Below are 11,320 nucleotides of genomic sequence, written 5' to 3' on the forward strand. Positions count from 1 at the left end.
CGTTGAGGTCCGGCGGCCACGGACGGCGCACCGGGCCACGCCGCGACGACGCGCGACGGACGTCGATAACGATTTCTCACCGTCTCCCGACCGGCAACCGGAGGCGGTCGGACTCCCCGCGCTCGAGGGCGTTCATCGGTAGTCCGGTCCGCCGTCGACGTCGAACATCTCCTCCAGGGTGGTGACGCCCGCGGCGGCCATCGCGTCCGCCAGGGGCCGGCCGACGTGGCGCAGGTGCCAGGGCTCGGGTGCGTACCCGGTGACGGCCTCGTCGCCAGCGGTGTACCGCACGAGGAACCCGAACTGCTGCGCGTGGGCGGCCACCCAGGCGCCTTCCGCGGTGCTCGCGAAGCAGGCGTCGAAGTCGCACGCGCTGTCGGTCGAGCTGCCCACGTCGACGGCCAGCCCGGTCTGGTGCTCGCTGTACCCGGGCCGGGCGGACACGCCGTCGGCGTAGGGCTGTCCGTTCCGGGCCACGACTCCGTCGTAGACGCTGCGCTGCTTGGCGTAGGAGCGGTAGGCGCTGCGCACGGTGAGGGTCACGCCGTCAGCCTCGGCCGCGTCGAGCAGCGCCGTGAGGTCGTCGGCGGCGACCGAGCTGACGTAGTAGCCGCGCACGACGACGAGGTCGTCGGGTGCGTAGTCCATGGGATCGAGCGGCTGGACCTTGTTGACGACCACCCAGGGGCTCGCGGGGTCGGTGGTGGAGAAGGCGGACAGGTCGAGGTCCGGCTCCGGCTCCGGCTCCGGCTCCGGCTCCGGCTCCGGCTCCGGCTCCGGCAGCACGCTCGTCGGCGCTGGGGGTGAGCCGTCGGCCGTGACGGGCTCCGCGGCCGGGGTCGGCAGGGTGGTCGGCGGCAGTGCGGGCGACGCGCACCCGGTGAGCAGGGCGATCGCGGTGGCAAGGGCGGCCGTGGGCAGCGTGGGGTATCGGTGGTTCACACGACGGTGAGTGTCGAGCTCTGGGGTGTCATGACACGTGCGGTCCCGGACACCATTCACAGTGACGGGTGGGATGGACGGGCACGACGTGAGGGGTGGTGGATGGCGCCGACGGGGACGGATGCGGTGGCGGCGACCCCCGACGTGGTGGCTGAGCTGTTCGACGCGTACGCGCCCGTGGTCTACCGGTACGCCCGGGCCCGGCTGTCGGAGGCGGACGCGCAGGACGTGGTCGCCGAGGTGTTCGTGATCGCCTGGCGTCGACGCGAGGAGCAGGTCGACCATCCGGCGGCGTGGCTGCTGGCCGTGGCCCGGCGGGTGATGGCCAACCAGTTCCGCGCCCGGGACCGCCAGCTCGCGCTCGTCGGGCGACTGGCCGGGCGTCGCCCCGCGGCGGACGACGACGAGACCGAGCTGACCCACGAGCTCGACCTGCTGCGTCGTGCCCTCGCGCGGCTGCGGCCTGCCGACCGGGAGGTCGTCGAGCTGCTGGCCGCCGCCGAGCTGACGACTGCCGAGGTCGCTGCGGTCCTCGGCTGCACGGCGGCGGCTGCGGCGACCAGGGTGCACCGCGCGCGTCAGCGGCTGGCGCGTGCGTACGAGGCGGTGGAGGGGCGGTGACGGGCATGGAGGACGAGATGGCGCGCGCTCGGCGTGCCCTGGGTTCGGTGTCGGGTGAGCTCGACGTGACCTGGGACGACGTGCTCGCGCGGGCGAAGGCTCACGAGTACGTCCCGGTGCTGCCGCTCACCGGTCCGCGACCGCCCAGGCCGGCGAGGGTCCGGCGCGTGGCCGCCGCGGCGGGGCTCGTCGCCACGCTGGCGCTCGGCCTCACCACCGGCGCGCAGGTCCTGGCGGGCCGCATCGACTCGACGCCGCCGGCCGGCGGGGCCGTTGCCACACCGGATCCCCTGAACGGTGACGCCACGTCGTCGACCGACTCCGCGCAGGTGGCGGTCGACCGCGCGCGCGACGCCCTCCGCACCGCGGCGTGGTGCCGGGCCACCCTCCAGGCGGCCGACCCGCGCACGGCGCTCGGGCTCGACGCGAGGCTCGAGCCGACCGTGCTCGACGACGCCGACGGGAAGCGGGCCTGGACCCAGGACGGCGGGCGGGTCACGGTCGACAGCACGACCGGCACCGCGTGGAACCTCGAGTCGCCTGCGGATCTCGTCGCCGACCGACCGGACCTTCAGGTGGCCATCGCCGCGCTGCGGCTGCTCGTCGACGGCACGGGCACGTGGCGAGCGGCCGACGACGACGCACCCGACACGCTCGTGGTCGACGTCGGCGGCACGTCCGTCGTCGTCGCCATGGATGCCCGGACCGACCTGCCGGCACGCGTGAGCACCGCCGACCCCGCGGGCACCTTCGACATCAGCTGGCTCGCGTGCACCGGGTCCGACGACGGCTCGCCCACGGCCACCGTCCCGCCCGACGGCACCGACGGCCCGCCGTCCCCGTGACCCTGCACCCACGCCCACACCCATCCAGACCGGCAACGCCGGCAGACCGTGGAGGTCCCGTGTCAGAAGAGAACGAGCAGGTCGTAGGCCAGTCCGTCGAGGGTCCGGAGGCCACGGTGCCGGGGCCTGCCCCGGGCACCATGGCGACGCCCGAGCAGGGGTGCATCTTCTGCGGCATCGTCGCCGGCCTCGCCGGGGTGAGCCTCGTCCACGAGGACGAGACCGCCGTGGTGTTCATGGCCCTGCACCCCATCGTGCCGGGCCATCTCCTCGTCGTGCCGCGCCGCCACGTGGTGGGCCTCGAGGACATCGATGCCGCGACGAGCGCCCACGTGTGGTCGGTGGGTCACGAGATGGCGCGGGCCCTGCGCCGCTCGAGCATCCGGTCCGAGGGGATCAACATGTTCGTGTCCGACGGCGCGGTCGCGTTCCAGACGGTCTTCCACTTCCACCTCCACGTCATCCCGCGCTACGCGGGCGACGGCTGGACGATCCTTCCCCCCGAGGTGGCCCGCGACCGGTCGCTCCTGGACGCGGAGGCGCAGGCGATCAGGGCGGCCATCGCGTCGAGCGACTGAGCGGTGCACGGCTGCTGGACGGACGGCGAGTGCTCGTCGTCCGTCCAGCGGCCGGCTGGTCCTGCCGCCGCAGTCCGCCGCGCCCTTGGGCAGTGTGTGGTTCAGCGAGCCGGCGGGGCGGGTCGACGGCGACGTGCGTGGCGGGGGCCGCGTCACGCGCGTCGGGCGGCCCAGACGGTGCGTGCGCTGCGGACGACGAGGTCGTCGCGCCGCAGCAGGGACCTGGGTGCGTCGGCATCGAGCAGGTGGTCGAGGGCCGTCAGGTCCGCGGGGGTGAGCAGGTCGGCGAGGCCGGCGCGGACGTTGCCGAGCACCACCTGGGCGTAGCGGTGCGCGGCGGCGGGCGCCGGGTCCAGGCGGTAAGTGAACGTCCGCCGCTCGATCAGCGTGAGCCCCGCGGCCTCGAGGTACGGCGCCCAGTCGGGGTGGGCATTCCACCCGCCGCGCGCCATGGCGTCGTGGCAGCGGTCCTCAAGGCGCTGGGCACCACGCTCGACCAGCTCATCGAGTCGGCGGACGAGGAGGACGTGGTGATCCGCCCGCAGGCGTCGCCGGACGGCCCGCTGACCGTGTGGCTGCTGTCCCGCGAGCGCGCCGCGAACGGCGTGACGGTCGCGAAGATGCGCATCAGCCCGGATCGCCCGACGAGCGTGGACGACATGGTGGTCCACCCCGGGCGCGACTGGTTCTTCGTCCTGTCGGGCACGGCCATGCTGCGCCTGGGCGACCGGACGATGCTGGTCGCCGAGGGCGAGGCGGCGGAGTTCTCGACCATGACCCCGCACGTCGTCGGCGCGCACGGCGGCCCGGTCGAGATCCTCACGATCCTCGAGCACGCCGGCGAGCAGAGTCACCTCCACCACCCGTGACGGTGCGCCCGGGCAGGGCCGCAGGGCGGCGTTCGACGGCAGGGCCGGGGCCGTCCACGCCCGGGTCAGGCTGTGGCGCTCGCGGCGACGCCGACCTCGCCGTCGGCGTGGACCCGCTGGTGCAGGTCGTGCATCTGCCGGTCCAGGCGGTCGACCGCGAGCGCCGACGCATGGAGGTCGGCGAGCACGTCGGCGGGGATGTCGCCGCGGTACTTGTACATGATCTTGTGCTCGAGGCTCGCCCAGAAGTCCATCGCGGCGGTCCGCAGCTGGATCTCCGCCGTCACCGGGACCACACCGCGGGACAGGAAGACGGGGACCTCGACCAGCAGGTGCAGGCTGCGGTACCCGATCGGCTTCGGCCGCTCGATGTAGTCGCGCACCCGGAGCACGGTCACGTCCGCCTGGTCCGAGAGCATCTGCGCCACGGCGTAGACGTCCGAGCGGAAGCTGCACACCACGCGCAGGCCCGCGACGTCGGTCACCGCGGCCCGGATGTGCTCCTCGTCGACGGGCAGACCCTTGCGGTCGAGCTTCTCCAGGACCGACGGCATGGACTTGAGCCGTGAGGAGATGTGCTCGATCGGGTTGTAGTCGTGGAGCATCAGGAACTCCGCGCGCAGGATGTCGAGCTTCGTGCGGATCTCGGTGATGCCGAAGCTGTACTCGTGCATGAGCCGGGTGACCGCCTCGCCGGCCGACGCGTCGTCGAGCACCACCCCTCGCGTCTGGTGCCGGGCCGTGAGACCGGCCAGCGCCGTCTCCGTCTCGTCCAGGTACATCGCGTGCCCTCCGTCCTCCTGCCCGCGTTCCGGCGGGCGCTGTCGTGTCCGTCCACCGTGACCTGCCGGCGAGACGCCGTCGTCCCCCTCAGTGCTCGATCCGGCCGGCCGGACCCCCTACCGCGGTACGGGGTCAACCGCCGCCAGCGGTGCAGCCCGAACGCGACGCCGGTCCGTTCCGCAGGCACGTGCCGGCTCCGCAGGCTTGGGGCATCAGATCGAGCAGGTCAGCCGCTCCGGACCACGGAGGGTCAGCAGCTCGGTACCACGCCTCACCGCTGGATGAAGGAGACGACCATGTCGAACACCACGCTTCCCACCCTCGCCGCTCCCACGCCGGACGAGCACATGCCGGGTACGGCGCACGACGTCGGTTACGACGCCCGTGACCACCTGCGCCAGGACGCTCGCAAGGACGCCCCTCAGGACCCCGGCAACGGCAACCGTCAGGGCACCACGTACGGCACCACGCACGACTCCGCGTACGACGACCGTCACACCGCCCGGGACGACGGCGCTCGTGACGGCAGGGTCCCGCGGTCACCCGTGCGGACCGTCGGTGGCCGGATCACGGGGGTCGCCGTCGGGGTCGCGACGCTCGCCCTGGCGGTGTTCTTCGTCCTGGCCTACGCCGCGATGACCCTCGCTGTGGTCGTCGGACGCGGCCTGCGCCGGTGGGCGCGCCGCGCCCAGAAGTGACGCCGCGAACCCGTGGACGTCCTCCCGCAGGCGCAGACCTCGCCGATCGCGCCGTGCGCGGCATACTCCACTGTGATCGTGGCCCCGCCGGCCCGCGCCGCGAGGTGGTGGCCGGCCGGTCCGGAGCCGGTGGTGGCATGAGAGCGCGGGCGGTCCTGGCGGCGTCGGCACGGGGTCGGGACGGAGGCATCACGCAGAGCATCGAGAGGGCACCGGTCGCGAAGCGCGTCTGGGTGGTCGTCACCGTCTTCTGCGTCGCCCTGTTCTGGGTGTCCGTCCCGGTGACCATGGCCTTGTACGACGTCGCGCTGCCGATCGCGTTCCCGGCGGTCACCGTGCAGTGCGCGACCGTCGTCCTCGCCCTGCGGTTCCCGACGACGGCCACGGGCCTGCACCTGCTCGCCGTGGTCGTCGTCGGGCTCGCCTCCCAGGACGCCGGTGCGGAGCCGTGGCCGCTGTCCGTCCCCGGGCTGCTCGCGCTCGGTGCCCTGCTCGCCGTGCTCGGCGTCCGGGAGCGCTGGGGCATGGCGCTCGCGGCGTGGTGGACCAGCATCTTCTCGCTCGTCGTGGTGATCGCGGCCTCGCCGGACAAGCTGCGGGACAGCGAGAGCTGGAGCCTGGGCATGACCCTGACCTTCAGCTACACGCTCCTCGTCCTCGCGGCCGCCGTCTTCTTCGGCCAACGTCGCGCGATCCGCGCGGACCTGCTGGCCGCCCGTCGGGACTGGGAGCTCGAGCAGGCGCAGCGCCGCTACGTCGAGGAGCGCGCGCGGCTCGCCCGTGACCTGCACGACGTGGTGGCCCACAGCATGTCGATCGTCCACATGCAGGCGCTCTCGGCGCCCTTCCGGCTCGAGGGCCTCAGCGAGGAGGCGACGCAGGAGTTCACCGAGATCGCCCGCTCGGCGCGGAGCGCGCTGGGTGAGATGCGGCAGCTCCTCGGGGCGCTGCGCCCGGACGACGCCACCGCGGAGCTCGCACCGCAGCCGCAGGTCGCGGACGTCGCCGGCCTCGCCGAGCTCCTCGAGCGGGCAGGGACGACGGTCGGCGTCCACGTCGACGCGGGCATCCACGCGGCCAGTCCCGTGGCCCAGCTGACGATGTACCGGGTGGTCCAGGAGGCCCTGAGCAACGTGGTCCGCCACGCCCCGGGCGCCTCGGCGCGGGTCACGCTCACGTCCGGACCGGACCACGCACTCGTCGTCGTCGAGAACACCACCGCGCGGCTCGCCGGCCCGGCCGCGAAGGCCCCTGTCGACCCCGGCGGCCAGGGCCTGCGCGGCATGCGGGAGCGCGTGGAGCTGCTGGGCGGCTCCGTGACGTACGGCCCGACGCCGGACGGCGGGTTCGTCGTCGAGGCGCGGATCCCCGTGGTCGCGGTCGCCCCCACCGGCCCAGGCATGATCGAGAGGTGACGACCGTGAGCATCCGAGTCCTCGTCGTGGACGACCAGCCGATGTACCGCCTGGGCGTGAGCGCGATCCTGAACGCCCAGGCCGACATCACCGTCGTCGGCGAGGCCGCGGACGGCCTGGACGCCCTCGCGCGGTGCCGTGCGCTCCAGCCGGACGTCGTGCTGATGGACGTGCGGATGCCGAACCTCAACGGCATCGAGGCGACCAAGCAGCTCACCCAGCCCACGGGCGGCGGGGCCGTGCCGAAGGTCATCATGCTCACGACCTTCGACATCGACGACTACATCTACGACGCGTTGCGCGCGGGCGCGAGCGGGTTCCTGCTCAAGGACTCCGGCCCCGAGGAGATCGCGGGTGCGGTGCGGACCGTCGCCGCCGGTGACGCACTGCTGGCACCGAGCGTGACCAGGCGACTCATCGAGACGTTCGTCGACAACGCCCCGAGCAGGCTCGGGTCAACGACCGTCTTCAACGACCTGACCGAGCGCGAGCGCGAGGTGTTCATGCTCGTCGCGCGCGGCTACTCGAACTCCGAGATCGGGCGGGAGCTCTTCATCGCGGAGCAGACCGCGAAGACCCACGTGAGCCGGGTCATGGGCAAGCTTCAGCTGCGCGACCGCGTGCACGCCGTCGTCCTCGGGTACGAGACGGGCCTGGTCCGCCCCGGCACCCCTGAGTGAGACGTAGTACCCCGGTAGGGGGACGCGTGGCGCCTCGGGTTCACCAAGAACGCCCCTGTGGTTGGTTCCGCCCTCGGACGGCGGCCCCGCACGCTTGAGGGGTCAGCCGGAGCAGGGCTCACGGGCTCGGATGGATCGATCGAACCGTGGCACAGGCTCCGTCCGCCTCGTAGGAAGGCAGACCCATGACCACGACGATGACCCGCCCCGGACCGACCACGACGAGCATCGAGCCGACCCCACGCGGGGACGCGGCGGCACGTGACCACCAGGACGCCGGCACCGGCACGGGCCCCTGGGCACCGGCCCCCACGGCCGGCACGTGGGCGGGCAGGGTCGCCGTCGGCGTCCTCTCCATCACGCTCGGGTGCCTGTACATCGCGACGTACGTGACGGTCGGCGTCGTGCGCAAGACCGCGCACCTCCTCTCGGCCGAGCACCGGTCGCGCGGTCGGTGCGCGACGTGCGGCCAGGCCGGCCCGGGGGCCTGAGCCGGTCACGACGAGCGTTCCGCCCGCGGCGCGAACCGATCACGGCCCAAGCGGTCACATCGGGCGCGCCCGGCGTCATGATGGGCCGATGACGACCTACTCCCGCACCAGCGAGTTCGAGGGCGCGACCTTCGTCAAGGCGAGCTTCAAGGGAGCGACCCTGCGCTTCTCCGACGTCAGCGGCGTGACGATGCGCGCCGTCGACGTGGACGGGCTCGACATCGACAGCCACGACCTGTTCTTCGGTCACCTCTACGTCAACGGGGTGGACGTGGTGCCGTTCGTGGACGCCGAGCTCAACCGTCAGTTCCCGGGGCGCGAGCTGCAGAAGTCCCAGACGCCCGAGGGCCTGCGTGAGGGCTGGGTCGCCGTTCAGGCCGCGTGGGCGACGACGGTCGCGGACACCCCGCGCGAGCTCGTGGACGCCCACGTCGAGGACGAGTGGTCCCTGACCCAGACCCTGCGGCACCTGGTCCTCACGACCGACGCGTGGCTCCGCCGCGGCATCCTGCGGATCGAGCAGCCGTTCCACGAGATCGGCCAGATCTTCACGGGCGCGGCCGAGATGGGCTTCGACACGTCGATGTTCCGCACGGACGAGCCGACGTACGAGGAGATCCTCGAGGTGCGCGCCGAGCGGCAGCAGCTCGTCACCGACTTCCTCGCGACGGCCACGCCGGAGCTGCTCGCGCAGGAGCGCGACAACCCGTGGGGCAGCGGCGACGACTGGCACCCGACGGTCGGCGACTGCATCCGCGTGATCCTCGAGGAGGAGTGGGCGCACCTGCGGTACGTGCGGCGGGACCTCGCGCTGCTGCGCTGAGCCGCGGGGAGGCGGGCGCCTCCCTTGGTCGAGGGGGCCCAGCCTCCTAGCCGATCGGCTAGGACCTTCAACCCCTCCGCCCGGACCGGCCCGGTCATAGCGTCGAAGGCACCGCCAGCCCTCCCCCGGCGCCACCCACCACGACACCCACAAGGACAGCCATGACCGACACCCTGGTCCTCGGAGGCACGGGCCTCCTGGGCTTCCACACCACCCTCGAGCTCCTGGCCCACGGGTGCGACGTCACCACGCTCTCCCTGCCCACCACCGAGACCGCCCACCTGCCCGAGCAGGCCGACGCCCGCTTCGGCGACGTCACCACGATGTCCGACGACGAGCTGCGCGCGCTCCTGGCCGGCAAGCACGCCGTGTTCTACGCCATCGGCGCCGACGAGCGCACCGTCCCGCCCGCCCCCGCCGCGCGCTTCTTCTACGAGGCCAACGTGCTGCCGACCCAGCGCCTGGCACGCCTGGCCCGCGAGGCCGGCGTCGCGAAGTTCGTGCTCTACGGCTCCTACACGGCCGAGTGGGCCGAGCAGTGGCCTGACCTGGGCTACCGCACCCGCAACGGCTACCCGCGCACCCGTCTGGCGCAGGAGGAGGTCGCCCACCTCGAGGGCGAGGGCGCGATGGACGTGATGGTGCTGCGCCTGCCGTACATCTTCGGCCTGGTGGCCGGGCAGCGGCCCCTGTGGGAGATGTTCCTCGACATGGTCGGCGCCGACGGGCCCGTCACGGTGCTGCCCGGCTCGACGTCGTCGGTCACCGTCCGGCAGGTCGCGCAGGCCGCCGTCGGGGCCATGGAGCACGGTGAGCACGGCGGCCGCTACCCGATCAACGGCTACGACCTCACCTACGCCGAGCTCTTCCGGGCGTGCTGCGAGGCTGTCGGCCGCGACACGGGCGACGTCCTCGTCCTCCCGCTCGAGGCCGTGCTGCCCGGCTACGAGGCCGCCCAGGCACAGGTGGCCGCGTCCGGGGTCGAGCACGGCATCCACCTGCCCGACACCGCCCGCTTCCAGGCGCGCGACGCCGTGAGCGACCCCGCCGCGAGCGCGGTCCTGGGCATCGAGCCGGACGACGTCCCCGCCGCGCTCCGCGAGACGCTGCGCTGGTGCATCGAGCACCCGCGTGAGGCGACGCCGCAGCCCTGACCGCCGCGACGCCCTCCCGGCCATGGCCGGCCCGCACACACCGCGCGGGCCGGCCATGACGCCGTCTGCCGCCGTCCGCCACCGGCCGGCGCGTCTGCCGCGGCGGCACGGAAGGATGTCCGCATGCCCCGAGGTGACGCGTCAGCCGAACGCATCCGCGCCGCCGCGCTCGACCTGTTCTCCCGCCATGGAGTGGCAGGCACGTCGCTGCAGATGATCGCCGACGCTCTCGGTGTCACGAAGGCCGCCGTCTACTACCACTTCCGCACCAAGGACGAGATCGTCCGCGCGGTCCTCGCGCCGGCGTTCGCGACGTTCGCGACCCTGCTCGACGACGTCGCCGCCCACCCCGAGCCCGAGCGCGCCGCCCTGCTCGTCGACGGCCTCGCCCGTCAGGCCGTCACCCACCGGAACCTGTACGCCGTCGTCCTGCAGGACGTCACGGCCGCCGAGCTGCGCCGCCAGTCCCCCGGTGACGTGGACACGTTCCGCCGGCTCCGCGAGACGCTCGCCGGTCCGCTGCCCGACGACATCTCCCGCACCCGCGCAGCCATCTTCCTGTCGGGCCTCATGGGCCCTGCCGTCGACGCCGACGTCGCGCGGCTCGACGACGTCACGCTCGAGCGCGCGGTCGCGGGCGCGGGGCGGCGGCTGCTGGGGCTCCCGGACTGACGCGTCGGTGGGCGGCGGCGTGCCGTGGACCGTGGCCGCTGCCGCGGGTGCCTGAACCCCCGCTAGATGTACTGACCCGGGACGTTGGTCGAGTGGGTGTGACGCGCTGATCTGAGTGCTGGCGCGAGGAGGGCCTCCCGCGGTGGAGTGGAACTGCCTAGGTTTCCGCTTCGCTCACAGGAGGCCCTCGTGGTCCACGCTAACGCCGCCCTGACGCCCCGAGCCCGGCTGACCGTTGCCCGTCTGGTCGTCGATCAGAAGGTCCCGATCGCCGAGGTCGCGGCTCGGTTTCAGTGCTCGTGGCCGACGGTGAAGCGGTGGGCCGATCGCTATGCGTCGGGCCAGTCGATGCAGGACCGGTCCTCGCGGCCGCGGCGGATGCCGGGCAAGACCGACCAACCGACGACGCGTCGGATCGTGTCTCTGCGTCTGCGCAAGCGGCTGGGCCCGGTGCAGCTGGCCGCGCTGACCGGGGTCGCGCCCTCCACCGCGCACCGCGTGTTGACCCGCTGCGGGCTGAGCCGGCTGACCCATGCCGACCGGGCCACCGGGGAGCCGGTGCGCCGCTACGAGCACGACCGGCCCGGGGCGATGCTGCACGTGGACGTGAAGAAGTTCGGCAACATCCCGGATGGCGGCGGATGGCGCTTCGTCGGTCGAGCCCAGGGCGAGCGGAACCGGGCGGCCACCCCGGACAAGCCCAAGAACGTCCACCGCAACCCGAAGATGGGCTACGCGTTCGTGCACAC

Annotated in this window: 15 protein-coding genes; 12 read left to right on the forward strand and 3 right to left on the reverse strand. The window is 73.2% G+C overall.

Annotated elements, in window-relative coordinates; translation table 11 throughout:
• Positions 1-132 precede the first annotated feature (132 nt).
• On the reverse strand, positions 133-942 hold the full coding sequence (locus tag FZ988_RS03000; protein ID WP_149202481.1) for a M15 family metallopeptidase: 810 nt from the start codon (positions 940-942) through the stop codon (positions 133-135).
• Positions 943-1,044: 102 nt separating this feature from the next.
• Between FZ988_RS03000 and FZ988_RS03005 the strand changes: the two genes are divergently transcribed.
• The 3 genes from FZ988_RS03005 to FZ988_RS03015 are packed head-to-tail and all read left to right on the forward strand — an operon-like array spanning position 1,045 to position 2,986.
• Positions 1,045-1,563, forward strand: coding sequence for an RNA polymerase sigma factor (locus FZ988_RS03005; RefSeq protein WP_149202482.1), 519 nt, complete (start codon positions 1,045-1,047; stop codon positions 1,561-1,563).
• Entirely contained in the window at positions 1,560-2,408 is an 849-nt protein-coding gene (locus FZ988_RS03010; RefSeq protein ID WP_149202483.1) for a hypothetical protein, read from the forward strand. Before FZ988_RS03005 ends, FZ988_RS03010 begins: the two co-directional genes overlap by 4 nt.
• A gap of 59 nt (positions 2,409-2,467) precedes the next feature.
• Positions 2,468-2,986 carry an HIT family protein gene (locus FZ988_RS03015; protein WP_246169133.1) on the forward strand — a complete coding sequence of 173 codons (519 nt, stop codon included), beginning with the start codon at positions 2,468-2,470 and terminating at the stop codon, positions 2,984-2,986.
• 152 nt (positions 2,987-3,138) lie between these two features.
• Here FZ988_RS03015 and FZ988_RS18890 read toward each other — a convergent pair whose 3' ends face one another.
• On the reverse strand, positions 3,139-3,438 hold the full coding sequence (locus FZ988_RS18890) for a hypothetical protein (RefSeq protein ID WP_246169137.1): 300 nt from the start codon (positions 3,436-3,438) through the stop codon (positions 3,139-3,141).
• 6 nt (positions 3,439-3,444) lie between these two features.
• Between FZ988_RS18890 and FZ988_RS03025 the strand changes: the two genes are divergently transcribed.
• Positions 3,445-3,855, forward strand: a complete 411-nt coding sequence (locus tag FZ988_RS03025; protein WP_342781112.1) for a cupin domain-containing protein — start codon at positions 3,445-3,447, stop codon at positions 3,853-3,855.
• A 65-nt stretch (positions 3,856-3,920) separates the two neighbouring features.
• Here FZ988_RS03025 and FZ988_RS03030 read toward each other — a convergent pair whose 3' ends face one another.
• A complete protein-coding gene (locus FZ988_RS03030) occupies positions 3,921-4,637 on the reverse strand; it encodes a GTP pyrophosphokinase (RefSeq protein WP_149202484.1) in 717 nt (238 codons plus the stop codon).
• 297 nt (positions 4,638-4,934) lie between these two features.
• Here FZ988_RS03030 and FZ988_RS03035 point away from each other — a divergent pair, with 297 nt between their 5' ends.
• The 8 genes from FZ988_RS03035 to FZ988_RS03070 form a co-directional block, all read left to right on the forward strand.
• Complete coding sequence (locus FZ988_RS03035; RefSeq protein ID WP_149202485.1) at positions 4,935-5,336, forward strand: hypothetical protein; 402 nt, start codon at positions 4,935-4,937, stop codon at positions 5,334-5,336.
• A 137-nt stretch (positions 5,337-5,473) separates the two neighbouring features.
• On the forward strand, positions 5,474-6,751 hold the full coding sequence (locus FZ988_RS03040; RefSeq protein ID WP_149202486.1) for a sensor histidine kinase: 1,278 nt from the start codon (positions 5,474-5,476) through the stop codon (positions 6,749-6,751).
• A 5-nt stretch (positions 6,752-6,756) separates the two neighbouring features.
• Positions 6,757-7,431, forward strand: a complete 675-nt coding sequence (locus tag FZ988_RS03045; protein ID WP_188078946.1) for a response regulator — start codon at positions 6,757-6,759, stop codon at positions 7,429-7,431.
• A gap of 185 nt (positions 7,432-7,616) precedes the next feature.
• Positions 7,617-7,922, forward strand: a complete 306-nt coding sequence (locus tag FZ988_RS03050) for a hypothetical protein (protein ID WP_149202487.1) — start codon at positions 7,617-7,619, stop codon at positions 7,920-7,922.
• A gap of 88 nt (positions 7,923-8,010) precedes the next feature.
• Complete coding sequence (locus FZ988_RS03055) at positions 8,011-8,745, forward strand: DinB family protein (protein WP_149202488.1); 735 nt, start codon at positions 8,011-8,013, stop codon at positions 8,743-8,745.
• Between the two features lie 161 nt (positions 8,746-8,906).
• Positions 8,907-9,899 (forward strand): NAD-dependent epimerase/dehydratase family protein, encoded by a 993-nt coding sequence (locus FZ988_RS03060; protein WP_149202489.1) that lies wholly within the window; start codon positions 8,907-8,909, stop codon positions 9,897-9,899.
• A 123-nt stretch (positions 9,900-10,022) separates the two neighbouring features.
• Positions 10,023-10,571, forward strand: coding sequence for a TetR/AcrR family transcriptional regulator (locus tag FZ988_RS03065; protein ID WP_149202490.1), 549 nt, complete (start codon positions 10,023-10,025; stop codon positions 10,569-10,571).
• A gap of 189 nt (positions 10,572-10,760) precedes the next feature.
• The coding region (locus tag FZ988_RS03070) for a helix-turn-helix domain-containing protein (RefSeq protein ID WP_149202491.1) at positions 10,761-11,320 on the forward strand (560 nt) is incomplete at its 3' end.

Origin of the sequence: Actinotalea subterranea, from assembly GCF_008364845.1 — a bacterium.
Taxonomy (GTDB): Bacteria; Actinomycetota; Actinomycetes; order Actinomycetales; family Cellulomonadaceae; genus Actinotalea; species Actinotalea subterranea.

What these genes read in the sequence shown, in the direction of transcription:
- FZ988_RS03065 (WP_149202490.1), top strand. Translation starts at nt 10,023, where the DNA reads ATGCCCCGAGGTGACGCGTCAGCCGAACGCATCCGCGCCGCCGCGCTC.
- FZ988_RS03050 (WP_149202487.1), top strand. Translation starts at nt 7,617, where the DNA reads ATGACCACGACGATGACCCGCCCCGGACCGACCACGACGAGCATCGAG.
- FZ988_RS03040 (WP_149202486.1), top strand. Translation starts at nt 5,474, where the DNA reads ATGAGAGCGCGGGCGGTCCTGGCGGCGTCGGCACGGGGTCGGGACGGA.
- FZ988_RS03055 (WP_149202488.1), top strand. Translation starts at nt 8,011, where the DNA reads ATGACGACCTACTCCCGCACCAGCGAGTTCGAGGGCGCGACCTTCGTC.
- FZ988_RS03005 (WP_149202482.1), top strand. Translation starts at nt 1,045, where the DNA reads ATGGCGCCGACGGGGACGGATGCGGTGGCGGCGACCCCCGACGTGGTG.
- FZ988_RS03030 (WP_149202484.1), bottom strand. Translation starts at nt 4,637, where the DNA reads ATGTACCTGGACGAGACGGAGACGGCGCTGGCCGGTCTCACGGCCCGG.
- FZ988_RS18890 (WP_246169137.1), bottom strand. Translation starts at nt 3,438, where the DNA reads ATGGCGCGCGGCGGGTGGAATGCCCACCCCGACTGGGCGCCGTACCTC.
- FZ988_RS03060 (WP_149202489.1), top strand. Translation starts at nt 8,907, where the DNA reads ATGACCGACACCCTGGTCCTCGGAGGCACGGGCCTCCTGGGCTTCCAC.
- FZ988_RS03035 (WP_149202485.1), top strand. Translation starts at nt 4,935, where the DNA reads ATGTCGAACACCACGCTTCCCACCCTCGCCGCTCCCACGCCGGACGAG.